The organism is Brevibacillus sp. HB1.3 (genome assembly GCF_013186635.1).
In the GTDB taxonomy this organism is placed as follows: Bacteria; Bacillota; Bacilli; order Brevibacillales; family Brevibacillaceae; genus Brevibacillus; species Brevibacillus brevis_D.
This window is the reverse complement of the sequence record NZ_JABMIT010000005.1, coordinates 82,186-107,784: the sequence shown is the minus strand read 5'-3', so window position 1 is coordinate 107,784 and position 25,599 is coordinate 82,186. Positions and strand designations below refer to the sequence as shown.

Here is a 25,599-nt window from a genome sequence, read left to right as displayed (position 1 = left end):
AAGGTTGTTGCGGACGCGCGCCGACACTACGCATGATAAAATGGAGGATGACGCAAAAGCGCAAAAGGAGCGAAGTGATCGTGAAAGATGTAGCTATCCTTCTCGTGGACGATGAGCAAGCAATTCTCCAATTGCTTGAGACCGTACTGCACAAAGAAGGATTCCACTCGATCGACAAGGTGAAAACATCCGAGGAGGCGCTCTGTGCATGCGAACGAAAAAGCTATGACCTGATCGTTCTGGACGTAACGCTTCCGAACATGAGCGGCATAGAAGCTTGCCCATTCATCCGCCGTCTGACGGATGCGCCGATTCTGTTTTTGAGTGCGAGAGACACCGATTTTGACAAGCTAACCGGTTTTGCCGTTGGCGGTGATGATTACGTGACGAAGCCGTTTAACCCGATGGAAATCGTTGCACGCATCAAGGCATTGCTTCGCCGTACACGCAAAACGAACGCGGCTGTACCGACAGCACCCGTTCAAGGGGTCTATGATTTTGGCCGTTTTCAAGTTCATGAAGCAGCAGGCGAGCTCTGTGTGGAGGGGAAAGTCATTCCTTGTCCGTCCCTTGTTTTTCAACTGTTGCTATTTTTGTGCAAAAATCCGAATCGGATATTTTCGAAAAGCGAGCTGTACGAACGAGTATGGGGCGTGAATAGCTTACGTGACGACAACACTATCATGGTACATATCCATCGGATTCGGGAGCGCATCGAGCCCGATCCAGCGCAGCCAGAGTTTTTGCTGAACGTCAGGGGACTCGGGTACAAAATGGTGAAAAAGGGCCTTCCTTATGAATATTAAGAGCAGAATCGCACTCCATTTGATCATGTGGTTGGTGCTGGTTGGCCTCATTCTCTTTGTGCTAGCCGGGTTTACGTTATATTGGACGCTTGAAGAAATGTCAAAAGTACAGTCCTCGCGTCAATTTGAGAGCGTCGGCTTGCAGCGGCTGATCCAGACCATAGAAGTAGAGGGAGAGGATGTCCACTTTGACCCCGAGCTGTTGGAGAAGGTGCGAGATAGTGGAGGGTGGCTTCAGCGGATTGATGAAAAGGGGTATGTCACTGACTCTTTCTTTACCCCGCCTGACGTACCCAGCTACTACGGCCCTGGCCAATTAACGGCTTATTGGCTCCGGAAAAGCCCGTTCCCCTATCAGCTATCGTTATGGATACAGGAAAAGGACGGCGTGGTACACACCTTGCTGTATGGGATGACGAAGCGGGATGACGACTTCTTGCAACAGGTGATCGAGGAGGCTGCTCATAAAAATAACGAGATCCTGCTTCCTTCAAGCATCCAAAATCAATTGAAGAGGAAAGCGGGCTGGGTGCAGCTCTTAGATCCGAAAGGGGCAGAGCTGGCTTCCTTTAATAAGCCAGCAAAAGCAATCAAGGACTTCACCGTGGAAGAACTGGCGCTGCGCTCGATATACCCGGATCGCTACGGAGCAACAATCGTATCGCATTATGATCAAAAAAGCGGCCAAACCTGGGTACTCAGTTATCCGTTGCCAGGAACGACTCCCGGGGAAGAACCGCTTTTGACACCGGAAAGTAAGGCCCTATATATCGGGATGGGCATGTTGCTCTTGTCGGCGATGCTCGTCTTCGGGATTGTGTCCTACTTGTTCGGACAGCGATTTGGCGCACCGATTGTTCACGTATTACGGTGGCTGACCTTTCTGCGTGGGGGGAAGTACGAGGAGCCTGCCAATGCGGAGGGTGTTCCGCTCAGCCAAGACAAGCGAGGGAAGAGAAAGCGCAAGTACCGTATTTACCAAGATGTAATCGATTCGATGGACTCCTTGTCGCAAACGCTTAACCGCAACGAAAAGCTTCGTCATGAAACGGAGCAATTGAGAAATGAGTGGATCGCTGGCGTTTCCCATGATCTGAAAACGCCGTTGTCCTCTGTCAAAGGGTACGCGCATCTATTAGGGAATGCCGAGTATACGTGGACCGCAGAAGAGGTACATACCTTCGCCAAAATTATTTTGGACAAGTCAGCGTATATGGAAGACTTGATCAACGATTTGGCGTTGACGTATCGATTGAGGAACGGACAAGGCGCTCCTACGGTCGAGCTCGTTGACTTGAATAGTTGTACAGCTGAAGCCATTACGGAAGCAGCAAAACATCCGTTGTACCCAGAAGGCTGTATAAGGTTTACTCCCTCTCCCGAACCTGTTTACATGCTGGTCTACAAGCCGTGGTTTCAGCGTATCGTGGATAATCTGGTTGCCAATGCCTTGATTCACAACGAGAGCGGTACGATTGTGTCCATCCGCGTACAAGCAGTGGGGCCAGCTACAGCTTTGCTCATTTTTAGCGACAATGGTAGTGGAATGGATGAAGAAACAGTAGATCGACTATTTGAGAGGTATTATCGTGGCACAGACACCGAGTCCCGCACGGAAGGCTCTGGCCTAGGGATGGTCATTACAAAAGCATTAGTGGAAGCGTTTGGTGGTTCAATCGAGGTGAAAACAGCTGTCGGGCAGGGGACGACGATTTCGATTACGTGGGAAGCGGAGCAGCCGCCACGGGTTAAAATAGGCTGATAGGGAGAGGAAAAGGCTGCGTTTGCGAGGTCAGAGGTGACCGGCAAAGGCAGCCTTTTTCGTTTGAGTGTTTATGGTTACACCTTAAACTGTTGAATCGATTCATGCAGCTCGTCCGCCATTTTTGACAAGGAAGCAGCAGAGGACGAGATTTCCTCCATAGAGGCTAATTGTTGTTCAGCGGCAGCGGAAATGTTTTGTGTTCCGAAAGCCGTTGTCTCCGCAGTGGTCGCAATCGCTTCAACGGAATGGACGGCTTGCTCTGCTCCGGTTGTCATGTGATGAGTAGCAGTGGTGACTTGCTGAATCTGACGTGCTACTTCTGTCGTTCCAGACAAGATTTCCTGGAAGGCCTTGCTGGCTTCATGTACGACTTCGATTCCAGCCGAAACCTCAGATGTCGTCGTCTGCATTACGTAAACGGCTTTGTTCGTATCGACCTGAATCGCGCTAATGAGGTCTTTAATTTGCTGGGTAGATTTTGCTGATTGCTCAGCCAAGATACGTACTTCATTGGCGACGACAGCAAATCCACGTCCATGCTCTCCAGCACGGGCCGCTTCGATCGCAGCATTTAGCGCCAACAGGTTCGTTTGTTCGGCAATCGAGGTGATGACCTCTACAATATTGCTGATTTCTGAAGAGCGGTGACCAAGCATTTTGATTGATTCTGCCAGCTCTTGGACAGTTGTGTTGATAGAATTCATTTGAGCGATGGCACCGACAATTGCTTCATTGCCGTTTGAGACCAGCATGTTCGTTGTATCGACTGTCAGGGAGACTTGTTCGGAACTGGACGCAATTTGTTGCAGACTCGAGGACATGTCGTTGATCGTCTTGACCGTTCCATCGATCGTTTTGGACTGATCCTCTGCTCCGATGGCGATCTCTTGCATCGTGACGGCAATTTGCTCAGTTGCCTTGCTCGTCTGTTCTGCACTCGCCGTCAACTCCTCAGAGGTAGAAGCGACATGCAGAGAGCTGGTGCGGACACGAGAGATGAGCTCGCGCAAATTCTCTGTCATATGGGTGACGTCATGTACCAATTGCCCAATTTCATCACGGTTTTTAATCACGATGTCTTTCCCGGACAGATCACCACCAGCAATTTCCTTCACGCGCTCGGCAACCAAGGAGATGGGCTTGGAAATGAATCCGGAGGCAAACCATGTGATGGCAAACCCGATAATCAAGAAGAGTCCCAGCACGATCAGCAAATCAGATAGCACCTTTTCGGCAGGAGCATTGAAGTCTTCCATATAGCTGGTTGCACTTACGATCCATCCCCAGTGAGGGTCTTGCTTGGAATAGGCGATTTTCGGATAGAGAACATCGGGCTCCGTTGGCTTCGACCATTGATAGTATGTAAAGCCGCCACCTTCCTGACCGCGCTTAATCATTTCTTGGGTAAAAAAGATACCGTCAGAATCTTTTGCATCCCACTGATTTTTCCCCTCAATCGAAGGAGAAGCGAGCATGTCACCCTTCTCGTTCGTAACGAGCATGTATCCGCTGGCACCCGAATCGATATTTTTGTTAATCGAGCGGGTTCCATCCGATTGCTTAGGCCCGAGGATGTGAATTTTTACTTGCTCTTGTGCATCTTCTTTGCTGATTTTTCCAGCGTCGACCTGTTTCTGAAGAATATCAATCATTTCAATCGTCAGGTTCACGTTGTTTTTTAAGATGCGGCTGCCCAAGTCGTCCAAGCTGGAACTCGCAGAATAATAGCCCTGAATTCCGATGTTAAGGCAAGGAATCGCCAATAGCAGAAGACATAACAGGACGAGCTTCGTGCGTAGAGAGCTTGAACGGGAGAACTTGGCTGTTTTCATAAAGAACACCTCGTTGATCCATAGTATTTCATCTAGAAAAGAAAACACCAAGATGATTGCCCCTAGACTTACGTCAATTATCGACAATCTGAAAACGTTTTTATAGAGGATTTTCAAAAAATCAACAAAAAATATTAGATTAGGAAATAATGCTTCATACATGAGCAGATTCGAAAGCAGTACAGACAAGCAGGAAGTGGTATGATTAGGAAGATAGAACGCTTACGGATGGAGGCTCTCTCATGAAATTCATCGATAATCAAGGGATTACAGATCCGCGCATTAATTTGGCGATTGAAGAGTACGCCCTGAAGCATTTGCCCAACAGTGAAGACTACTTGCTGTTTTATATCAATGAACCTTCTATTATTATCGGGAAAAACCAAAACACGATTGAGGAGATTAATGCGACTTATGTAGAGGAAAACCATATCCACGTGGTTCGCAGACTGTCTGGCGGTGGTGCTGTTTATCACGATCTGGGCAATCTCAACTTCAGTTTTATTACGAATGATGATGGCGAGTCCTTCCACAATTTCCGCAAATTCACGGCTCCTGTGGTACAAGCCTTGAAAACATTAGGGGTAGAAGCAGAGCTGACAGGACGAAATGACATACAGGTCGGGGAACGGAAAATTTCTGGCAACGCACAGTATTCGACCAAGGGACGCATGTTCAGCCACGGCACGCTGCTTTTTGATTCGGAGATGGAAAACGTCGTGTCTGCTCTCAAGGTAAACGCAGAGAAGATCCAGTCCAAAGGGATCAAATCGATTCGCAGCCGTGTCGCCAACATCTCAGAGTTTTTGGAGACGAAGATGACCATTGAAGAGTTCCGTCTGGCGGTTCTCCGTTCGATTTTTGGAGATGGAGAGATCGAAGAATACAAGCTGACTGAAAAGGACTGGGAGAACATTCACGAGCTTTCCCGTTCCCGTTACCAGACTTGGGAGTGGAACTACGGCAAGTCACCGAAAAGCAATTACCGTCAATCCAAACGTTTCGATATCGGTACCGTGGAGATCCAGCTTGATATTGAAAAGGGCAAAATGAAAGAAGCGAAGATATACGGAGATTTCTTCGGTGTACGTGATATAGCGGAGCTGGAAGCCGTGCTGCGAGATACGCCGTACGATCGCTCTTCAATCAGTGAGAGACTCGCCGACATCAATCTTCAGGAGTTTTTCGGGAATCTGGATCAAGCATCTTTTGTCGATCTGTTACTCGTCTAAAAAAAGAACGTCAAAAACCTAACTTTTGTTAGGTTTTTTTCAGTTTCTCCTCTGATAGCATTAGTTTGCATGATTTTGTCATACAAAAGAAAAAGAGGGGGTATTTACATATGGGCAAACAGCAGCCAAAAGCCAAAACAATCCTAACAGCTGTTGTATCCACGGGTTTTTTGCTTTCTTTTGTCGGCAATGCCTATGCAGCCGTTTCCTATCCGATTAAAGAGATCCAGACAATTGGGACAGCCAGCGCTTCCGTAGCAGAGGAGCAAACGGATGGGGAAGTACGAGAGGCATCAGAGGAAGTAGAAGTAGAAAAGAACCAGTCATGGGAGTCCTTGCTAGAGTCAGAGGGGCAAACAGCGACGAATGGATTTATTGCCTATCGATTGGAGAATGCTCCAGACAAGGCACCTGCTGCAAAGAATTTCCGTTTGACAGCCGCTATAGATGATCGAAATCCTACACGGATCAAAATCAAAAACTTTATTTGGCTAGAGAAAGAGCAGCTTGTATTGCTCAGTTTCTCACCGATTCGTGCCGCGAAAAAAGAACAGACGGTTTCCCTGCGCTTGCAGTATGACGGTGAAGAAGAGGAATTTGAACCATTCGTGATTGCCGAAAGAGGGACAAAAGCAGAGCGGATGGAGCTGGTAGCGGTCGCAGAGGATGCCCAGCTATCTACCAAGGATACTACGGATAAATCGTTGCCGCTGATCGCCGTTGCATTCGATGAAAATAACCGTATCGTTACGGGACGGGAGTTACTCTGGAGCTCTAGCAATAAACGAATTGCGTTCGTCAACATCGAGGGCAAGGTAACAGCCAAGAACGAAGGACTTGTTGAAATTACAGCAAAAATGGACGATGCAGAAGCCGTCTTTGAGATAGCCGTAGATGGAGCTGAGCTGCCAGATTTGCCAGCGCTTTCTGTCAGCGAGACAGTGATAGAAGAAGCAGGGGCAAATGATGGCAGCATCTCAGCCAAACAAACACTCAAGCTATCAAATGGCAAGTTCGTTGGTGAACTATCAGCTGATGATATCGAAGTACATAATCTGCCTGAGGGGCTGGCTATTGAGGTCAACCAAGAGAGCGACGACGAGCTCAGCATTTTATTTACGGGACAGGCCAAAAAGCATAGCGTCGCGGACACGGTAAAAGAGGTCAGCTTCACGATCGACAAGCGAAACATCAAGCGGGCACAGAAAGATGTCACAAGTGACAGTTTTTCCATCCGTTTCAGAGACCCCGTCATCGTGATTCCGTCTCCAATCGATCCTCCACCGATCCCGGCTCTGCTAAAGGCGAAGAGAGCTGTTGAAGAGCTGTTTACGGATGGGAAGAAAGAGGAGCTGCGGGAAGGAACGACCCAGAAACAGATCGATGATGCCAAGAAGCTGGTCGAAGGTCTGGAAAATAGCGTGCAGGAAAAGCCTGGTCTGCTTGCCGATATCGAGAAGGCACAGGACCAGTATGACGACTTGCTGCTCGTTGAAGCCAAAAAAGCCGTGCGTGACCTGTTCACCGATTCAAATGGGGCAGCATTAAAACCGGAAGTGACACAAAGCACGATTCATGCAGCGAAGGAAAAGGTAGATAGGTTAAAGGATGGTTCGGAGGCAAAGGTATTGCTGTTGGCAGACATCCAAAAAGCACAGGAGCTATTGGAACTAGGGAATAATCTCCCGGAGGAAGTGAAGCGAGCAGTTGAGGGACTTTTTACAACGAATGATATGATCGAACTAAGGCCCAAGGTCACGCAGGAAATGATCGATGCAGCCTATTCCAAGGTCGTGCTTCTACGTGACGGTCCAGAAAAAACACACTGGATGTCCTATGTAGAAAAAGCACAAATGTTGTTCAACAATCCACGCGTAGATCGTTGGCCGGATGCAAAGATCGAGCTGCCAATTGCTCCGACCCAGAACCGTCAAGTTACGATTGGCGACAAATGGGAGCCGGCAATGGACAAAAGGGCATTGAGCGAATATCTTGAGGTATCTGTAAAAAACCAGCCTCTCTCGTACAACTATGATAAGCAGTTGGATCGTTTTGTCATCAATGAAAAGGAGTACATCACCGTCGAGGTCGACGAGTCTTTACTGGAAATGACCCATGGAGAATATGGAGTGACGTTTAAGGCCAGACCAGCGGTTACAGAAGATGACAACTCTTATGCAGTGTTCAAGCTTTATCGCGGCCAAGATTTGCTGGATACAGAGGAGATCGGTGTCGGGTTTGATGCTACAAACCCACAATTGTCCCCAGACGTTACCGAAGAGGGAACAACCTATACATTGTCGGCGTCAGAGCCACTACGTAATGACCCAAATCCCAATTTGCGGTTGTTATTCTCACCTTCCGGGAATTTTGACGACAAGAGAGAAGTGACGGGGTATGCCAGATTCCAGGTATCAGGAAACACCATTCGCGTAACGTTTCAGGATACGTTCTACAACATGTTCGGGTCTCTCATCACAGAACAGAGCAAGGTTTCCTTTGAGCCAGGCTTCATAAGGGATAAGGCCGGGAACCTCATACAAGGTACAGCAACAGCATCTGTAAAACCCAAGCAATAAGTAAGCCAAAGTCCATCGAGGAGGTACGAACATTGCAACTAGAAGAACTGACTGCTAGCACTGCACGGGCGTATAAATCGTTGGTGCACCCCAAGCACCTGGAGTGGCTGGACCAGATCAACAGTTCATCTGTTTGGGGATTCGGGGCTTCTAACAACAATCAGCCTGCGGGCATCGTTTTGGGGCGATCTGCTGTAAGCGAGGGACAGGCCAAGATCATCGAGCTTGTGGTAGCAGAGGGGCATCAACGGCGGGGAATGGGCATGAAGCTGTTGTGGCACGCCGAGCAAAAAATGAGAGAGCAAGGTATCAGCGACGGACAGTTTGCTGGTTTCATCAAAGCACAGGATTTTCCATGGCTCTCCAAAATCGCGCTCAGGGAAGGCTGGCAGTTGCCAAAGGTAAAAACCTATATGTACACACTCGGCTCGATGCGGCTGGGGGAGTGCCAGTGGGTAGAGAGGCTGTCTCTCCCTGAAGGTTTTACCCTCTTTCCATGGAAAGACCTGACCCCAGCAGAGCGTCTGGAAATTGAGCAAGGTGAAGGGCAATGGTACACGTCGCTTTTGTCGCCATTTTTTGAAGAAGGAAAATTCGATCCCGATTACAGTACAGGCTTGCGCTATCAGGGGAAAGTCATTGGCTGGGTGATCGTACAGCGAATGGCTGGGAATCTGCTTTTATACAAAACGATGTTTGTCCAGGAAAAGTATCAGAAGCAGGCAAGAGGAATTACGCTTTTGATGAAAACCATTGCACAGGCGCAGCCAGCGTTTCCTTTTGGCATTTGCTTTATCGAGCATGACAACGAGCCCATGCTGCGGTTTATGGAAAGAAGATTGGGGCCGACGATTTTGCACCGCAAGCTCTGGATTGAAACGACGAAGGTGCTGGCACGGCAATATGCAGATCACCTGTGCTAAATGGATGGAAAGCTTCCTGTATTTGTAGGAAGCTTTTCCTATTTTACCTCGTATTATTCTTGCGAATTCTGGTCCTTGCCCTCATTTTCTACCGAAAAGTGGAACAGACTTTCTTGAAGCTGCTCAGCGGTATTACTGAGAGACTCAGCTGCTTGCGCAATCTCTTTCATCGCTGTCAGCTGTGATGTTACTGATTGTTTTACCTCCCGCGTATGTTCGGAAGCGGAGCGACTGATCGCGACGATCTCGTTCATGGAAGCAGCCACTTCCTCCGTTCCCGCCGAGATTTCTTCCGTAGATGCAGAAACCTCTTCGGTCTGTCCAGTAATCTCAACGATATTTCGGTAGACGCCCTCAACCATTTCTCCTGCTTGCTCGATCAGATGCACGCCATGCTCCACTTCTTCTACGCCTGATAAAAGGGTTGCAGCAGCTTTGTCGGTCATGGACTGAATATCATGTATCATGCTGGTGATATCCCCAAGGGAGTTCGTTGTTTGTTCCGCCAACTTTTTCACCTCGCTCGCCACGACAGAGAAACCTCTACCGTGTTCGCCCGCGCGAGCCGCCTCAATCGAGGCGTTTAATGAAAGCAATTGTGTTTGCATGGCTATCTCATTGATGACTGCCACAATGGTTCCGATTTGTTTGGTCATTTGTTCCAGCTTGTCCATGTCTTCTGAGGACTGACCTACTGTTTTGCGAATACCGTGCATATGGGTGACAACCTGCTGCAACAAAAGATTCCCTTGTTCTGCGATTACCTGTGAGTCCTGGGTTAAGGCGGAGACCTCAGTTGCAGATGTAGCTACTCGTTGGACCCCTTCCGCCATTTCGTTCATCGCGAGCGCCGTCTGCTGCGCCCCTTCATGCTGAGATTCTGTCCCTCGCATGATACTGCTCATCGCCGCATCGATTCGGTTGCCCATCTGTGCGGCTTCTGTCGAGACTGCCGTCAATTGCTGTGAAGAGCCTGCAAGAATCGCAACTGTGTCATGCGCCTGCTGAATCGTAGTGCGGAACGAATCGATCATCGTATTCAGACTATCCGCAGCAACCCCCAGCTCGTCCCGGGAAGAATCACGCCATTTTACAGTCAAATCGCCCGTGGACAATATCTGAAGGACTGTAGTCAAGCCTAACAAACGCTTGAGAAGACGGCGAGTCAAGATATAGACCACAAGCACAAGTCCGCTGCCTGATAAAACCATCCCCACCAGTAGGATCGTGTTGTATTGCTCTAGTTCTGCCAGCGCTTCTTTTACGGTAATGGTTGCCCCAACGGACCACCCGGTTATAGGGATGGGAGAGTAGGCAACATATTTTTTTACACCATCGATGTCGGCTTCCTCAATCCCGCTTTCGCCCTTAATCATTTTGGTGGCGATACGGGCACGATCCCCTTCCTGCTCTGTAAACTTGGCTTTCATCACCAATTCAGTCTGCGGATGATACAGGACCGTACTGTCTGTGGACAGCAGGAAGTTGTGTCCCGACTCTCCCAGCTTATAGACGTTCATGATTTCCGGCAGCTTGTCCAGCAGGAGGTCAATTGCAACAAATCCAAGGACTTTTCCTCCGTCTTTAACAGGCAGAATGGCACTGATAACCAGCTTGCCAGTCATCGCATCCACATAAGGATCGGAAAACCATACATCGTCCTTTGCTCCAGCCTTTTCATGCCATGGGCGTGTTTGGATATCCCAATCCGGTTTGGAAAGTGTCTTCCCGTTCCCCAACAAAAAGTTCCCTCGTTCATGGGCAATCCATACCAACGACAGCAGCGGGTCTGTGCCAGCTATCGCATCAAGAGAAGCCATCACATCTTGATAACGCGTATCCGTCTGAACGGTATCCCTGTCTAGGTCGGAACCAAGCAGCTTGAGAAACTGTTGATTGGTCGCCATTTGCCGTACCAGAACCGCTTTCTCCTCTAACAGAGCATCTACATCTGCGACAATACTTTCGCTGTTCTTCTGGAGACTTTTTTCAACATTGCTCACAATTAACGCGCGTGTTTCTGAATAAATCCAGTAGCCCAACAAAGAAAAGGTAATGAGGATGACGCATGTCAGCGATAAAATCATTTTGAATGAGATAGTGTTACGCCATGCCATAAAAATTCCTCCATTGTCTGCATCTCTGCGTTAATATATTAGATAGTTAATGGATACCCTGAATTCGTTTATGTCGAAACATGGCGAATTTAACCAATTCTCCAAACAATTAAAAAATGGATAGAGATCCAGGGTTAGCTGGATTTCTATCCATAAATTTTGTGGGACGCAAGACAGTAGTTAATCTTCACCTTTGTAGTTCTTTCTTACATGGACGGAACTTTTCTTCCACTCGGTTGTTGCTTGGTGACGGAACGGTATTGGAGCTGCTTTCTTTGGAAGTGGTTGTTCCCGATCAGGGCCAGGATCACGAGCAAGGTGCCGCACAATTCGTAACGGCTGATCTCGTATCCTTGAAACGCCATCATGGCAAAGGTCGTGATCGGAACCAGGTTGATAAACAAAATGCCGTTGAGCGGAGAGAGCAGCTTAATGCCTGCATTCCAGCTCAAAAGAGCGACAAAGCCGGGTAAAAGAACCATGAACGCCATTTCATATTTGATGGACATCACCGTTTCGACAGTAGGAACCGGAAGCCATTGAAAGAGGGAGGAAGTCGTGACAATCACGAAATTCACTCCTGTTCCCAAGAGACACGTCAACGTGGAGTAGCGAAGCGTAGACCACGTGTTAAAACGTCCGCCGCCGATCGAGTAGACAACCCAACCCACGACACCGATGAAAATGAAGAACAATGGGATCAAATGCTCACTTGCAGTAGTAAAGAAGGCAAGATTGCCATTGGTAATCACAAGGACAGCGCCGACCAAGGCAACGAGAATCGTCGCCAACGTATAGGACGGCGGCAGTTTTCTAGTGGTAATGGACAAAAGTACAATCGAGATCATCGGCATGAGCACTTCCATAATGGACGCGGCAATCGTGCCTGGCTCTCCCATCAAATCCTGCCCGAGAAATACTCCCATATTGTAGACGGTAAACGCCATTGTTCCAAAAAACAGCAGAGACTTCCCGCGCCCCTCCAAACGAAAAGCAGATAAGCCTTCTTTTGCCCAGAGCAAACCGCACAAAATGACCGTTACGAAAAAATAGCGAAGAAATGAGAAGTAAAATGGATCGATCTCTTGCAGTGCGATGTGCGCAACCGGAAACATCGCCCCCCATGACATACTGGCGACCATGCAGAAAATAGACCCCAAAAGTAGTTGCTTGTTCATTATGCGATTTCTCCCTTTTCCTATGTGTTCAAAAAGTCGTCTTTTTGAACTTTCTCTTAGTTGCTTAGATGCTGACTTACCACATCATACTGGATGGAAATATGTTAGTATAATGATTGATAATAACTTTATGTATCATTTTTAGTGATGGATGAAAAGAGGGAGAGAAACGTGGAGATCAATGATTTGAAAATATTCCAGATGGTCGCCACATTGGGTAGCGTGAGCAAGACCGCAGCCGAGCTGAGCTACGTTCAGTCGAATGTGACGGCACGGATCAAGCTGCTGGAAAAAGAGCTGGGGACACCTTTGTTTTATCGCAACAAGCGAGGCATGACCTTAAATACGGAAGGGAAGCGCCTGCTCGAATATTCACGAGAGATCATCGCCAAATTCGAAGAAATGCAAAAGTACTTTCATCGGGCTTCCGAGCCGTCCGGGGTGCTGGAGGTTGGGATGGTCGAGACGATCAATGCCCTTCCGAGGTTGCTATCCTCTTATTGCAGCCAGTATCCGCATGTGGATCTTTCACTTAAGGCGGGCGTGACAGAGCATTTGCTACAAAAAGTATTGGATCTCGCGCTGGATGGAGCGTTCGTAAGTGGACCAATCAACCATCCTTTGATCGAGCAGGAGCAAGTGTTTCAAGAGGAGCTGGTGTTGGTAACGAAAAACAGTTCCTTCACTGCCAGTGATATCACAGGGAAAGCTCTTTTGCTCTACAAAAAAGGCTGCGGGTATCGAGAACGGTTAGAGACCTGGATGAAGGTGGAGGGCTTGATTCCGAAAAAGGTGATGGAATTCGGAACGTTTGAGACCATTATCGGGGGCGTAGCAGCGGGGATCGGGATTACCATTTTGCCGAAGTCGGCCGTACACCACTTGGTGGAGAGCGGAACGGTTCATATTCATCGCATCCCGGAGCCTTATCATGAGGTGACAACGGTTTTTATTCGTAGAAAAGATTCATTTGTAACGAACACGATGCAAGCGTTTCTGGACGAAATCCGTTTGCAAAAAGCGAAAGCGTAGCTGCTGCAATTTACTCCTTCCATTGTTCAGAAAAATATGGTAAATTTCATTTCAGAACAAACGTTCTGTATTTCGCTGTGCAAAAGAGGGAGGGAGCAGCTCGATTGATGGACAGGTATACCGAAATTGACGAAGTGATTGCTTATATACATCGGCATTTAGACGAGCCTTTGCCACTTTCCCGATTGGCGAATCATGTTGCGTATAGTCAGTATCATTTTGCGCGAATTTTTAAAGAAAGAATCGGTCTCCCACCTCTTTATTACGTATCGACTATGCGACTCCAAAGAGCAAAGGATTTACTGCTACGCACAAACATGAGTGTTCGGGACATTGGTCTGGAAATTGGTCAGCAGAGTCTCGGTACGTTCTCTACCCGTTTTACGGAGCGTGTCGGGGTATCGCCTAGCGAATTTCGAGAAACGGCTCAGCTAGCGGAAGACCGACTTCGTTCCTTGCAGCAGTTGACAGAGTGGAGTCGGTTACATCCGGCCCCCGAACGACCAATGACCATTGCAGGGACAATCGAGTCCACAGAGCCTTTTCAAGGCGTCATTTTGATTGGATTGTTTGCCAAGCCGATTCCAGAAGGTCTTCCTTTGTACGGAACATTGCTGCCCTCGCTAGGCGATTTTTGTTTTACCAATGTCAAGCCGGGCACGTATTACTTGATGGCGACGTCTGTTGCCTGGGGCATGCAGGCGATGGATTTTCTCTTACCTTATGAGACCTTGCGTACACGTTCCAAGAAACCAATCATTGTCACACCAACTACGATCGTCCCTCATCAGCAGGTTACTCTTCATGTACCTCATCCGGACGACCCTCCCATCTTGATTTCTCTTTCTTTGCTTATGAACAGATTCATTCAGCAGCTTCCTTAAATAAGAACAAGAATCCCTTGTTTTTAAATTGGCGGTCTTACGGGATTGCGCCTACTATCACAATAGTCGAACTTCTTTTCGCGTGCAGGATATTGGACGAAAAAGTGAAATGATAACTAGGCGTGAATATCACATGCGCAAAAGAAAGGAAAGCAGGGAAAGAGAATGTCAAAGCCTTACAAAAAAGTTTTTTGGGCAGCCGGTTTTGGCTGGATGTTCGATGCCATGGATGTTGCACTTTTATCTTTTATTATGGTGGCATTACGACAGGAATGGGGTTTGACGGGGGAAGAAGCCGGGCTATTAGGGACGGGCAATCTCGTCGGCATGGCGATTGGAGCGATTGCAGGTGGCTATTTGGCTGACCGAATTGGCCGCAAGCCAGTGTTTTTACTGACCTTGATCTTGTTTGGCTTGGCGAGTTTTGCGAGCGCTTTCGCAACTGGCTTTGCGACCATGCTGCTGTTCCGCTTCCTGATGGGACTCGGTTTGGGTGCTGAGCTGCCAGTAGCTTCGACGCTGGTAAACGAGTTTGCGCCACCGGAGAGGCGAGGAAGTACGGTTGTACTGCTGGAGAGCTTTTGGGCGGTCGGTTGGATCGCGGCAGCCGTCATATCATATTTCATCATTCCGGACTATGGCTGGCGCGTGGCTGTCATGATCGGGGCGTTGCCCATTGTATACGCCTGGTTCGCTCGGAGGACTATTCCTGAATCTCCGCAGTTTCAAAAGCAGGCCGAAAAGATTCCGGTTGGAAAGCTGTTGACGTCTCATCGCACTGAGACGATTACGCTATGGGTCGTCTGGTTTGCGATTGCGTTCTCGTATTACGGCATGTTTTTATGGATGCCATCTGTATTGGTCGACAAAGGCTTTACAATGATCAAAAGCTTCCAGTATGTACTGATCATGACGTTGGCCCAACTGCCAGGTTATTTCGCGGCAGCCTATTTGGTGGAAAAATGGGGACGGAAATGGACGCTGGCGACCTTCTTGTTTATGACTGGTGTGATGGCGTTCGCTTTTGGACAAAGCAGTGGCACCATGGAGCTGTTGGTGACGGGAGCCTTCTTGTCTTTCTTCAATCTGGGTGCTTGGGGTGCTTTGTACGCGTACACGCCGGAAAATTATCCGACACCGCTGCGCGCTACCGGTTCCGGTATGGCATCAGGTGTCGGAAGAATCGGCAGTATTATCGCGCCATATCTCGTCGGTTACTACTCGTCACATCATTACAGCTACACGTTCATTTTTAGTATGTTTACCGCGGTGCTGATCGTGGGAGCCATCGTCCTGCTCATGTACGGACGAGAAACAAAAGTCCTCGCTAATTCGGGACCTCGTACAGGCCAAGTATAGCACGCACCTGCTCCATGACCTCACGTTTCAGTTCTTCTGGCTCCAGCACTTGAATGTGCGGTCCGAAGCTGAGCACTAGTGAGCATGCTGATGCAAGTGTATGAAATTCAACCTCTGCTTCCATCCAGTCGTCTGTTGCGGCTTGGGTGGAAGCTATTTTTATATAACGCTCCTGTTTTACGGCAGGCAATGTCTCTTTTTTGACGAGCAACCGCGCAGGATAACGTGGGAGGCTGGACTTGAAGTCTAAAGTGGATTGTTCCCAATAAGAAGCGAGGTCGAAATCGCTTGGACGGAGGAAGCTATCATCCAGAAGTTGTGCATCCAATAGTCGTGAAATCCGGTACGTCCGCATGTCCTCGTCCACTTTTGCGACCAAATACCAAATGCTTCGCTTGGCGACGAGTCCGAGTGGGCAGACAATGCGTTCTACTGCCACATCCTCGCGCATGTAACGAATGAACAGCTTGCGGGAGAGCCATACGGCATCTTGAACCACTGATAAGAAAGAAAACGTCTCCGTCGATTCATGCCAGCCAGCCCCATCGATATGTAGAAGCTGACGTACGTGGATGGCATCCTGCTGAACCGTTTTTGGCAGCGCGGACAGCAGCTTGAGAAAAGCCGCTTCATAGTTTTCATGCAGCCCGAGGTCATTCAACAGGGCAGCAGGGGACGCTACGAGCAGTGATTGCAGCTCATCTATTTTCATTCCGGTCAAATTACTGCGATACCCTTCAGCCAAAGCCCAGCCCCCATCTGCACCGCGCAGCGCATAAACGGGAACGCCTGACGAACTCAAAGCCTCCATATCACGATGAACGGTTCGCTCGGATACCTCCAGCCTTTCTGCTAATTGCTTGGAAGTCATACGACCGTGGTTTTGCAAGAGTAACAAAATCGCAAGGAGTCGATCTGCCCGCATAAAAAGCCCTCCTAGAAATAAAAACAACATTACTTTGATTGTATCGTAACGAATATGACAGCGGTTGTCATATTTATTTCGCTATGCTTCATGTATGAATCGACAAGGAGGTATGACGAATGAAGCCATTACAAGGCAAAGTTGCGGTGGTAGCAGGCGGCACAAGAGGAGCAGGACGGGGGATTGCGGTCAGTCTGGGAGAGGCAGGGGCGACGGTATATGTGACGGGACGCACGGTGCGTGGTCAGCACTCTGATATGGCACGACAGGAGACAATTGAAGAGACAGCAGAGCTCGTGACGGCAAGCGGGGGAAACGGGATCGCTGTGCGAGTCGATCATACGCAGGAACAAGAGGTAAAAGCATTCTTTGAGCGAGTAAAGGTGGAGCAAAGTGGACAACTCGATCTTTTGGTCAATGACATCTGGGGTGGAGATCCGTTGACTCACTGGGGGACGCCGTTCTGGGAGCAGCCATTGGCAGACGGTCTATTGATGCAAGAACGCGCCATTCGTACGCATATGATTACCAGTCACTATGCGGTTCCACTCATGGTCGCACAGAAAAAAGGGCTGATTATCGAGATCACGGACGGAATCGACTATCGGTACCGCGACAATCTGTACTACAGCTTGGCAAAAATCTCGACGATTCATCTAGCGGTGTCGATGGCAGAGGACCTGCGGCCGTACGGGGTTACCGCGTTGGCTTTAACACCGGGCTTCCTGCGCTCAGAAGCGATGCTCGATCAATTTGGCGTGACAGAAGAGACGTGGAGAGAGGCAGCAAAGCAAGACAAGCACTTCCTCATGTCGGAAACACCTACGTACATCGGTAGAGCGGTGGTTGCGCTGGCTTCGGACCCGGCAGTCGCAGAAAAAACAGGGAAAACACTCAGTACATGGGGCCTGTCGGACGAGTATCCTTTTACGGATCGAGATGGTAGCCGCCCGCATTGGGGAAATTACGCAGAGGAACAAGGGTTTTACCGCTAGTTTTCAGGGAACATAGAAGACGGCTCCTCAGATGCATTCGAGGAGCCGTTTTCTAGTACATCCTCTTCCGTAATAGAGGGAATCTCGTCTGACACAACCCCCCATGGCGTCTTGGGTGATTATGCCAACGGCTGCGTATTCTTCTTTTTCCCAAACCAGCTTTTCACATTGCCATTCAAAATCAGATGGGTGATCACCCCCGCAATCAAGCCCCAGAAAGCAGCGCCGATTCCGCCAATGGAGATGCCGGAAATCGTGACGAGAAACGTAACCAAGGCGCATTCCCGTTCCTTCGCTTCGCTCATCGCCTGTGCGAGGCTGGAACTGAGCGAGGCAAACAGAGCCAAACCAGCAATGACAGCAATCAATTCTTTGGGCAAAGCAGCGAACACCGAGGCCATCGTAGCGCCAAACATCCCGAAGAGTAAGTAAAAGCCCCCGCAGGCAATTCCGGCAATGTAGCGCTTGGTATGATCCGGATGAGCTTCTTTTCCCGTGCAAATCGCCGCTGTAATCGCTGCGAGATTGATACCAGGTGAACCAAAAGGAGCGAGCAAGAGCGACACGATGCCAGTTGTCGTTACGAGAGGTCCAGCAGGTGTATCGTACCCGTCTGCTTTTAAAACGCTAATTCCTGGAGCGTTCTGCGAGGCAAGCGCGACGACGCACAATGGAATCCCCAAGCCGATGATCGCATCGAGAGAAAACGTCGGCATCGTAAAGACAGGCTGGACAAGGGACATCTGGACATTGTCCATTTGCAAACGCCCCAATAGAAAGGCGACACCCAAGCCGACGAAAAGCGTAAGCACGACAGCATACCGTGGTGACCAGCGTTTGGCGAACAAATAGCAAAAGATCATTGGCAGAGCCAAGGCAGGCAGGTGCTGCATGGAAACAAAGACTTCTACGCCAAAAGACAGAAGAATCCCCGCGAGCATGGCGGTCGTAATCGATTGCGGGACGTATTTCATCAAGACGGAAAACAAACCGGAAGCACCGACTAGTGTAATGACCACGGCTGAAAAAATATACGCGCCAATCGCGTCGGGAAAGGAGTAAACCGTCAAGCTGGTGACCAAAAGGACTGCCCCCGGCGTCGACCAAGCCGTGATGACCGGGGTACGGAACCAGATGCTGAGCACAATGCACGTCAAGCCGCTGCCAATCGAGATGGCCCAAATCCAAGAGGCGAGGACAGCATCGCTGAGTCCTGCACCTTTGGCAGCTTGAAAGACGATCAGCAATGGTCCTGCATAGGAGACCATCGTGGCGATGAGTCCTACAATAACGGCAGATAGAGAGAAGTCAGCAGGGATTTTTTTCAGGGTCGAGAAAGGTTTTTCGGGAACCACGACGTGAATGCCTCCTAGATGCGCCAATGCAGACGTTATGCTTTTTCGTTCAAAATGTAGCGAATCGTCCGTTTGGTGATGTTTAATTTTTTGCTTAAAAGCTGCCTGTTTCCATTTGTTTCGGTCAAGCCTTTTGCGATTATCGTTCGCCCGATCTCGCCTTCGAGCTGTTTAATCCGCTTGATCAAATAATCGAAGTCGATCCCGTCTACAGAGGTGACAAGTCGACTGATCGTATCGACAAAGCGCTCACATTCGTGATCGATGACCTGCTCGATCCGTTTGGGGACAGTGGGTGGATGCACCTGTACTGTACGGCTCCGCAAATTCGCTGGCAAATGCTCGGCACGCAGTCGTTCGCATTCGTGCAACGCGATGGTTTGATTCAGTACGTTGATCAGTTGGCGGACATTGCCTGGCCAATCGTAGCGCTGCAAGAGCTCAATGGCATCCTGATCGATTTCACATGGCTCTCCACTGCGCTTTTGCAAGTAGTAGCGCGCGATTGTGGGGATATCCTGAATCCGTTCGCGAAGAGGTGGAATCGACAGCTTGATCCCTTCCAGACGATACAACAGGTCACTGCGGAAGCGATTCATTTCGACTTCATGCTCCAAATCACGATTCGTAGCAGAAATAAAGCGAATATTGCTCTGACCGATCTGCTCACCACCGACCCTCATGAATTCTCCCGTCTCCAGCGTACGCAAGAGCTTCACTTGGATAGAAGGGGGAGCCTCCCCGATCTCATCGAGAAACAGCGTTCCGTTATGTGCCAGCTCGAACAAGCCTTTGCGTGATTTGAGCGCTCCGGTAAAAGCGCCCTTTTCATAGCCGAACAGCTCACTTTCCAGCAAGGATTCCGGCACGGCCCCGCAGTTAAAAGCGACAAAAGGCTGCTGGGCGCGATTGCTTGCTCCGTGGAGAAAACGGGCCATCAGCTCCTTGCCTGTACCCGTTTCGCCCTCAATAAGGACGTGGATTGCCTTTTTTGCTAATTTTTTGGCAATTGCGGTCACATTAGCCATCGGACTGTCAGATGAATACACGATACCATATTGGGCGGCTTCTTGGGATAGGTGATCGCTGTGTTTGCTGGAAGGGGAGAGCACCGTGTCGATGACCTGCTCCAGACTGTCCAGATCGTCGAAAGGCTTTTCCAAGTAATCGCGAGCACCCCATTGCATCGCTGTCACAGCCGATTTAATCGTACTAAAGCCCGTCATAATCAAGACTTCACAGGCGGGGAATACGGCCTTGATCTGTTTGAGCAGCGTCAACCCGTCGGCATCTGGCAGCTTCAGGTCCACGAGTGCAGCGTGAAAGCCGGTAGAATCCGAGTGAAGTAGCCGTTCCACGTCCTTGCCAGAATTGGCGACGACGATATCGCAGTCTTTTTTCTTGAGAAAATAGGTGAAGAAGGTAGTCACTTCTGTTTCATCATCCACGATCAAAATCCGCTTTTTCTCCATCGTTGTCCTCCTCGTCAGCTAACAGTGGCAAAAGCATCGTAAACTTGCTGTACTCTCCCTCCACGCTTTCGGCAAATAGCTTCCCGCCGTGCGCTTCTGCAATTCCAAGACTGACGGAAAGCCCGAGACCAGTCCCTTTTGTCCGTTCCTTCGTCGAGAAAAAGGGCTGAAAAATCTGCGAAAGCTGCTCTTCACAAATGCCTGTACCGTTATCGTACACGGATAAGCCTACGTAAGAGCTATTCTCCTCTTGTACGAGGAAGGAACGGATGACGATCTGTGGAGCTTCCCTGCCTGCCACAGCGTCCCGTGCATTTAACAGGAGATTGATGACAATTTGCTCGATCTGATGACGACTTCCATGAAACAGCAGAGGAGGCTCATACATTTCCCGGGTTATGGTCAAGCCGGAAACAGACAGCTGGTAGCCAATCAGCCCCAGTACGTCCTCTACGACCTCGTCAATAGAGGTAGTGGAAAACAAGTACTCTTCCTGCCGTGAGAAGGTGAGCAGGTTTTGAATGATCTTTTTGCAGCGTACCCCGCATTGATAGATGTCTTTCATCAGGGGAGCCTCTGGGGCATCTGTCCTCTCGCGCATGAGCAATTGAGAGTTTCCGAGGATGGCCGTGAGCGGACTGTTCAACTCATGGGCAATGCCAGCAGCCATCTCGCCAATCGCAGCCATTTTGGCAGATTGAATCAGTTGGGCTTCGATTTTGATTTTTTCATTCACGTCTTGAAAAAGCAGGCTGTTTTCTACGACGACACCGACATGGCTGGCGACGAGCTGGATCAATTCGGCTTCGTCCCGATCGACTAGCTGCTTTGATTGGCGTAAGAGCGTCAGAAATCCAAAGGTCTGATTCAACTGGCTGCGCAGTGGAACAGAGGTGGCGTGATGCTCAGGCAGCACTTCGGCAAGAGTAAGATGAACCTGTCCAGTGAGGACAGGGGCTTCCACAGAAACGGTCTGTGTCAGCGTATGGCATTGCCAATCCGCATCATTCCACTTGGCGAGATAAGAGGAGAGCATGCCTCCCTTCACGATGGTCAGGGCAAAATGCTCGAACACGAGAATTTGCGAGAGCTGGGCGGCGATATAACTGGTTGTTTGTTGCCAGGTGGCGTTGATCTGGATTTGTGTCAGCTGGTTAATGACGGCCAGCTGCTTGTTTTTCTTTTTCATCTCCTCGATCAGATAGACGAGCTCGCTGTAATAGCTTTTTCGCGAGGATTGAATCCCGGTCAATTTTTCTAGAATCTCTTGTTTGGTATGCATGGCGAACCTCCTACAAGGCTTGGCGAAACAGCGTCGCGACATCGTGGACGGTCATGTCACGGGGATTGGTCGTCATGCACACGTCCAGCACAGCGAGAGAACTGAGCAGGTCGATTTGCTCCGGATGCAGCCCGATGGCCGACAACGATTGGGGCACCTCCAGATCACTTACCAGCTCCTTGACCGCTTTGAGTGTGAGACGAGAGGCGGCATGTGTGCTTAAGCCCGCTGTGTTTTCACCGAGGCACTCTGCGATTTGCCTGTATTTTTCCGGTGCCGCGATGTAGTTGTACTCGAGCACATGAGGAAGCAGGATGGCATTCACCTCGCCATGTGGAGCGTCGAGGAATCCCCCGAGCTGATGGGACATGGCATGGACAGCACCGAGTATGGCGTTGGAAAAAGCGATTCCGGCTTGAAGACTCGCCATGGCCATCGCTTGCTTGGCCTCTGTATTGTATTGACTGGCGACAGATGGGCGCAAATGCTTGGCGATGAGCCGCATGGCTTGCAGGGAATGCACTTCGGTCAGCGGTGTTGCCGCAAGCGAAATATACGATTCAATGGCATGTGTCAGCACATCTATGCCTGTATTGGCAGTGAGCAGCTTGTCCTTGGTCATCAAGGTTTGCGGGTCGATGATAGCGATATCGGGTATGAGCGATTTGGAGATGATCGCCATTTTCACCTTGCGGGCACTGTCCACAATAATAGAAAATTGCGAAACCTCCGAACCGGAGCCCGCTGTCGTCGGTACCATCACCATGGGAGGAAGAGGATGCTGGATATTGTCGACGCCTTCGTATTGGACGATGCTGCCCTCGTTGGTAGCCAACAGCGCGATGGCCTTGGCTGCATCAATAGCACTGCCTCCGCCAACACCGAGAATGGCATTGCACTCCTTGGCCCGATATTCGGCAATCCCGGCATGAATCTCGTAATCTTTCGGATTGGCTGTCACGTTGGTCCATAGATGGTAGTCGAGCTTTTGGTGCTGCAAGTAAGAGATAATCCGCTCGATCCAGCCCGCGTTTGCGACTCCAGGATCACTGACAAGAAAGACGCGAGAAGCTCCCAATCGGCGCAAGCTTTCCCCTACCTGGCCGAGAGACTGGTTCCCGAAAATGATTTCCGGCGTCATGAACTTGGATATTTGCATGTGTTCGCCCCCTTTTTCCACTACGTAGTAATACCGCAGGCAAGGAGGAATACCCTTTTTCGGCCAAAAGGTTGGCAAGTGGGCCGTTTTTTCGGCTAATGTGCCGTAATATCGGCTGCTTGAAAGAAAAGAATCCGCGTAATGGTCTTATTTTTGAAGCGCTTTCATTTTGGCATACTGCTTGCAAGTAGTAGGAGGCGGGAAGAATACCTGCCCTTTGCGCACATGCCTGAAGGGGAAAAAAGAGGAGGAAGGTCAAGATGAAAGCAGCAGTAGTCAACGAGTTCCATCAAAAGCTGGAAGTAAAGGAAGTTGCCATTCCAGAGGTCGGACACGGTGAGGTTCTGGTAAAAATCAAAACATGTGGTGTCTGCCATACGGACCTGCATGCGGCACACGGGGATTGGCCTGTGAAGCCAAAGCTGCCTTTGATTCCTGGGCATGAGGGCGTAGGTGTTGTCGAAAAGCTGGGGGAAGGCGTAACCTCGCTGAAAATCGGTGACCGAGTAGGAATTCCGTGGCTCTTCTCCGCTTGCGGCGAATGCGACTACTGCCTGACAGGGTGGGAGACACTGTGCATGCAGCAGTTAAACGGGGGCTATTCCGCAGACGGTGCCTATGCCGAATATTGCGTAGCGCCTGCTGCTTATGTCGCCCGGATTCCTGACGAGCTGGGCGATGTGGAGGCAGCACCGATCCTGTGCGCTGGGGTAACGACGTATAAAGCATTGAAGGTAGCAAACGTGAAGCCGGGTGAATGGGTGGCGATCTACGGCATCGGTGGCTTGGGGCATGTGGCTCTCCAATATGCCAAGGCGATGGGCTACAACGTCGTAGCTGTCGATATTCACAAGGAGAAGCTGGACTTGGCAAAAGAACTAGGGGCAGATGTGACAGTAAACGGCAGTGAGGTAGATCCGGTACAAGCCATTCAAGAGCAGGTGGGCGGTGTCCACGGTGCGATCAGCGTGGCCGTTACCAAGAAGGCGTTTGAACAAGCCTACAAATCCGTTCGACGTGGTGGTTCTCTCGTCGTTGTTGGCTTGCCGAATGCCGAGCTGCCGATTCCGATTTTTGACACGGTGCTGAATGGAGTGACAGTGAAAGGCTCCATCGTGGGGACGCGCAAGGACATGCAAGAAGCACTCGATTTTGCAGCACGCGGCAAGGTTCGCGCGATCATCGAGACGCAACCGCTGGATCAGATCAACGATGTATTGGAGCGTTTGGAAAAAGGTCAAATCAATGGTCGGGTTGTTTTGACGATGGAGTAGTTGAGGGATAGGTGAAGCTGTTGTCGGGCTATGCTTTCTCAAGCATTGTCCTGGCGACTGCTTTTTATTTGTAGATCATTATTCATCTGACCGACCAGATTCAAATATAGGTGACTACGATGCCCTATTTCCCGTGCTGATGGGGCATGGTAGTTAATCTTTGGCTACGAATCTTCAGTACTGGGTAAAAGAATTTATCTTCAAAATTTAATAAACCTGAATTTTAGAAAGTACATAGTACTTATGCAAACCGACCCCTTTTGATAAAATTTGACAAATAAAGAATATTATGAAATTATATTTTTACATTATTTGGAGGTGTTTGTAACTTGAGTAAAATGAGTAAAATTATTTTTTCTATTACAACTATCCTCGGGCTAGTTGTTGGTGGAGGCACTATTCTCGCTAGACCGGATTATGTTTGGGACTTTGAAGACTTTTATTCGTATGCCAAAGACTCAAAAGCAGATCCCGGGAATGTTCTTCTTAGTGGTTACACGAAAGGAACTGGTCCAGATTTAGAAAAAGTCACGACTTCCTCTAAGTTTTATAAAAACGGCACCTATGTCACATCTGAAACGGAAAGTGACACTGGTAGAGACGCTTGGACTCAGACATCATACTATACTAGACCGGGTACAACGGAAGCAGAGGTAAAAACGGTTCACAAAGTTTATACTCTTGATAGCTCTTACTTATCTGAGACTAGTGCAGCTAGTTGGAAAAAGAAGAAATAGGAGGAAAAATTAAATGATGAAGAAAATGTTACCTTTGTGCATTGGACTTGTTTTTGTAGTTTTGATTGGTCCTAAGGTATTGGCGGATAAAGGAATTCCTCAATTAACAGATTCCTCACAAAAATATCAGAGTGAAACCTTAGATAAACTGGGAATACGATCTACTAATTCTTCATTCATGAAGAACAATTCTTCTAGTTTTTCTGCTCTTGATACCGTAGTGGATAACGAGGGCAAAGAATGGATCTATGTTTCGTATTTACATAGCAACTTAATAGAAGAGCAATTAAAAGAGAAATACTCTAGAGAAGTGGCTACTTCATTTATAGATGTTCAAGAGCAAATTTTAGATCCAATTATACAGGAAGGAGATACTATACCTGTCTTGTTAGTCAACGAGAATCTTATGTTTGGAAAAATAGCTTACTTACAAGAGGAAGGGAATGGAGATCTTATCCTTGCTGAGTTCGAATTAGACAAGGATAACCAACAATGGGTAATCACTAAAAAAGCAAAATAATAAATGAATATATGTAGTGAAGCCAACATTCGGCTATCTCATAAGGCTTATTATGGCCAAGGGATAGCTTTTCATTTTTTCTAGTCCCTGCAATAATTTGTAAAAAACCAGAAAAAAGACCTATGTAAAAACATGGTTATATAACCTAAAATTTATGTGTTATGTTAAAAACA

General features: G+C 48.9%; 20 protein-coding genes. 12 read left to right on the top strand and 8 right to left on the bottom strand.

Annotated elements, in window-relative coordinates:
• The first annotated feature begins 80 nt into the window (after positions 1 to 80).
• Both HPY31_RS13355 and HPY31_RS13350 read left to right on the top strand, forming a co-directional pair.
• Positions 81 to 806: a response regulator transcription factor gene (locus HPY31_RS13355; RefSeq protein WP_172141119.1), complete on the top strand. Its 726-nt coding sequence runs from the start codon at positions 81 to 83 to the stop codon at positions 804 to 806.
• Complete coding sequence (locus HPY31_RS13350; protein WP_172141118.1) at positions 796 to 2,568, top strand: sensor histidine kinase; 1,773 nt, start codon at positions 796 to 798, stop codon at positions 2,566 to 2,568. The genes HPY31_RS13355 and HPY31_RS13350 overlap by 11 nt, the downstream gene beginning before the upstream one ends.
• Before the next feature lie 77 nt (positions 2,569 to 2,645).
• Here HPY31_RS13350 and HPY31_RS13345 read toward each other — a convergent pair whose 3' ends face one another.
• Positions 2,646 to 4,403: a methyl-accepting chemotaxis protein gene (locus HPY31_RS13345; RefSeq protein ID WP_172141117.1), complete on the bottom strand. Its 1,758-nt coding sequence runs from the start codon at positions 4,401 to 4,403 to the stop codon at positions 2,646 to 2,648.
• A 242-nt stretch (positions 4,404 to 4,645) separates the two neighbouring features.
• Here HPY31_RS13345 and lplA point away from each other — a divergent pair, with 242 nt between their 5' ends.
• The 3 genes from lplA (at position 4,646) to HPY31_RS13330 (ending at position 9,137) form a co-directional block, all read left to right on the top strand.
• On the top strand, positions 4,646 to 5,635 hold the full coding sequence (gene lplA, locus HPY31_RS13340) for a lipoate--protein ligase (RefSeq protein WP_172141116.1): 990 nt from the start codon (positions 4,646 to 4,648) through the stop codon (positions 5,633 to 5,635).
• Between the two features lie 110 nt (positions 5,636 to 5,745).
• On the top strand, positions 5,746 to 8,214 hold the full coding sequence (locus HPY31_RS13335; protein WP_172141115.1) for a toxin Cry1Ac domain D-VI-related protein: 2,469 nt from the start codon (positions 5,746 to 5,748) through the stop codon (positions 8,212 to 8,214).
• 32 nt (positions 8,215 to 8,246) lie between these two features.
• Positions 8,247 to 9,137, top strand: coding sequence for a GNAT family N-acetyltransferase (locus HPY31_RS13330; protein WP_172141114.1), 891 nt, complete (start codon positions 8,247 to 8,249; stop codon positions 9,135 to 9,137).
• Between the two features lie 53 nt (positions 9,138 to 9,190).
• Here the strand turns inward: HPY31_RS13330 and HPY31_RS13325 are convergent, their stop codons facing one another.
• The gene (locus HPY31_RS13325; RefSeq protein WP_172141113.1) at positions 9,191 to 11,254 is read right to left on the bottom strand and encodes a methyl-accepting chemotaxis protein; all 2,064 of its coding nucleotides are present in this window, start codon (positions 11,252 to 11,254) and stop codon (positions 9,191 to 9,193) included.
• 206 nt (positions 11,255 to 11,460) lie between these two features.
• Positions 11,461 to 12,432 carry a DMT family transporter gene (locus tag HPY31_RS13320; RefSeq protein WP_172141112.1) on the bottom strand — a complete coding sequence of 324 codons (972 nt, stop codon included), beginning with the start codon at positions 12,430 to 12,432 and terminating at the stop codon, positions 11,461 to 11,463.
• 171 nt (positions 12,433 to 12,603) lie between these two features.
• Between HPY31_RS13320 and HPY31_RS13315 the strand changes: the two genes are divergently transcribed.
• The 3 genes from HPY31_RS13315 to HPY31_RS13305 all read left to right on the top strand — a co-directional run bounded on the left by HPY31_RS13315 (position 12,604) and on the right by HPY31_RS13305 (position 15,707).
• Complete coding sequence (locus HPY31_RS13315; RefSeq protein WP_015892898.1) at positions 12,604 to 13,464, top strand: LysR family transcriptional regulator; 861 nt, start codon at positions 12,604 to 12,606, stop codon at positions 13,462 to 13,464.
• Between the two features lie 107 nt (positions 13,465 to 13,571).
• Positions 13,572 to 14,348: a helix-turn-helix domain-containing protein gene (locus HPY31_RS13310; RefSeq protein WP_172141111.1), complete on the top strand. Its 777-nt coding sequence runs from the start codon at positions 13,572 to 13,574 to the stop codon at positions 14,346 to 14,348.
• A gap of 165 nt (positions 14,349 to 14,513) precedes the next feature.
• Entirely contained in the window at positions 14,514 to 15,707 is a 1,194-nt protein-coding gene (locus HPY31_RS13305) for an MFS transporter (protein ID WP_172141110.1), read from the top strand.
• Here the strand turns inward: HPY31_RS13305 and HPY31_RS13300 are convergent.
• On the bottom strand, positions 15,676 to 16,632 hold the full coding sequence (locus HPY31_RS13300) for a helix-turn-helix transcriptional regulator (RefSeq protein ID WP_172141109.1): 957 nt from the start codon (positions 16,630 to 16,632) through the stop codon (positions 15,676 to 15,678). The two genes, HPY31_RS13305 and HPY31_RS13300, sit on opposite strands and share 32 nt — an antisense overlap.
• A 119-nt stretch (positions 16,633 to 16,751) precedes the next feature.
• Here HPY31_RS13300 and HPY31_RS13295 point away from each other — a divergent pair, with 119 nt between their 5' ends.
• Positions 16,752 to 17,627, top strand: coding sequence for an SDR family oxidoreductase (locus tag HPY31_RS13295; RefSeq protein ID WP_172141108.1), 876 nt, complete (start codon positions 16,752 to 16,754; stop codon positions 17,625 to 17,627).
• A 119-nt stretch (positions 17,628 to 17,746) separates the two neighbouring features.
• Here HPY31_RS13295 and HPY31_RS13290 read toward each other — a convergent pair whose 3' ends face one another.
• The 4 genes from HPY31_RS13290 to HPY31_RS13275 are packed head-to-tail and all read right to left on the bottom strand — an operon-like array spanning position 17,747 to position 22,895.
• A complete protein-coding gene (locus tag HPY31_RS13290; protein WP_172141107.1) occupies positions 17,747 to 18,982 on the bottom strand; it encodes a benzoate/H(+) symporter BenE family transporter in 1,236 nt (411 codons plus the stop codon).
• 35 nt (positions 18,983 to 19,017) lie between these two features.
• Positions 19,018 to 20,454: a sigma-54-dependent transcriptional regulator gene (locus HPY31_RS13285; protein WP_172141106.1), complete on the bottom strand. Its 1,437-nt coding sequence runs from the start codon at positions 20,452 to 20,454 to the stop codon at positions 19,018 to 19,020.
• Positions 20,423 to 21,736 (bottom strand): sensor histidine kinase, encoded by a 1,314-nt coding sequence (locus HPY31_RS13280; protein WP_172141105.1) that lies wholly within the window; start codon positions 21,734 to 21,736, stop codon positions 20,423 to 20,425. The genes HPY31_RS13285 and HPY31_RS13280 overlap by 32 nt, the downstream gene beginning before the upstream one ends.
• Before the next feature lie 10 nt (positions 21,737 to 21,746).
• Positions 21,747 to 22,895: an iron-containing alcohol dehydrogenase gene (locus tag HPY31_RS13275; RefSeq protein ID WP_172141104.1), complete on the bottom strand. Its 1,149-nt coding sequence runs from the start codon at positions 22,893 to 22,895 to the stop codon at positions 21,747 to 21,749.
• A gap of 260 nt (positions 22,896 to 23,155) precedes the next feature.
• Between HPY31_RS13275 and adhP the strand changes: the two genes are divergently transcribed.
• The 3 genes from adhP (at position 23,156) to HPY31_RS13260 (ending at position 25,426) form a co-directional block, all read left to right on the top strand.
• Positions 23,156 to 24,169, top strand: coding sequence for an alcohol dehydrogenase AdhP (gene adhP, locus HPY31_RS13270; RefSeq protein ID WP_069848475.1), 1,014 nt, complete (start codon positions 23,156 to 23,158; stop codon positions 24,167 to 24,169).
• A 329-nt stretch (positions 24,170 to 24,498) separates the two neighbouring features.
• On the top strand, positions 24,499 to 24,906 hold the full coding sequence (locus HPY31_RS13265) for a hypothetical protein (RefSeq protein WP_172141103.1): 408 nt from the start codon (positions 24,499 to 24,501) through the stop codon (positions 24,904 to 24,906).
• A 13-nt stretch (positions 24,907 to 24,919) separates the two neighbouring features.
• Positions 24,920 to 25,426, top strand: a complete 507-nt coding sequence (locus HPY31_RS13260) for a hypothetical protein (protein ID WP_172141102.1) — start codon at positions 24,920 to 24,922, stop codon at positions 25,424 to 25,426.
• Positions 25,427 to 25,599: the final 173 nt, after the last annotated feature.

Coding starts and splice junctions, on each gene's coding strand:
- HPY31_RS13350 (WP_172141118.1), top strand. CDS start 796: ATGAATATTAAGAGCAGAATCGCACTCCATTTGATCATGTGGTTGGTG.
- HPY31_RS13345 (WP_172141117.1), bottom strand. CDS start 4,403: ATGAAAACAGCCAAGTTCTCCCGTTCAAGCTCTCTACGCACGAAGCTC.
- lplA (WP_172141116.1), top strand. CDS start 4,646: ATGAAATTCATCGATAATCAAGGGATTACAGATCCGCGCATTAATTTG.
- HPY31_RS13335 (WP_172141115.1), top strand. CDS start 5,746: ATGGGCAAACAGCAGCCAAAAGCCAAAACAATCCTAACAGCTGTTGTA.
- HPY31_RS13325 (WP_172141113.1), bottom strand. CDS start 11,254: ATGGCATGGCGTAACACTATCTCATTCAAAATGATTTTATCGCTGACA.
- HPY31_RS13320 (WP_172141112.1), bottom strand. CDS start 12,432: ATGAACAAGCAACTACTTTTGGGGTCTATTTTCTGCATGGTCGCCAGT.
- HPY31_RS13310 (WP_172141111.1), top strand. CDS start 13,572: ATGGACAGGTATACCGAAATTGACGAAGTGATTGCTTATATACATCGG.
- HPY31_RS13305 (WP_172141110.1), top strand. CDS start 14,514: ATGTCAAAGCCTTACAAAAAAGTTTTTTGGGCAGCCGGTTTTGGCTGG.
- HPY31_RS13300 (WP_172141109.1), bottom strand. CDS start 16,632: ATGCGGGCAGATCGACTCCTTGCGATTTTGTTACTCTTGCAAAACCAC.
- HPY31_RS13295 (WP_172141108.1), top strand. CDS start 16,752: ATGAAGCCATTACAAGGCAAAGTTGCGGTGGTAGCAGGCGGCACAAGA.
- HPY31_RS13285 (WP_172141106.1), bottom strand. CDS start 20,454: ATGGAGAAAAAGCGGATTTTGATCGTGGATGATGAAACAGAAGTGACT.
- HPY31_RS13280 (WP_172141105.1), bottom strand. CDS start 21,736: ATGCATACCAAACAAGAGATTCTAGAAAAATTGACCGGGATTCAATCC.
- HPY31_RS13275 (WP_172141104.1), bottom strand. CDS start 22,895: ATGCAAATATCCAAGTTCATGACGCCGGAAATCATTTTCGGGAACCAG.
- adhP (WP_069848475.1), top strand. CDS start 23,156: ATGAAAGCAGCAGTAGTCAACGAGTTCCATCAAAAGCTGGAAGTAAAG.
- HPY31_RS13260 (WP_172141102.1), top strand. CDS start 24,920: ATGATGAAGAAAATGTTACCTTTGTGCATTGGACTTGTTTTTGTAGTT.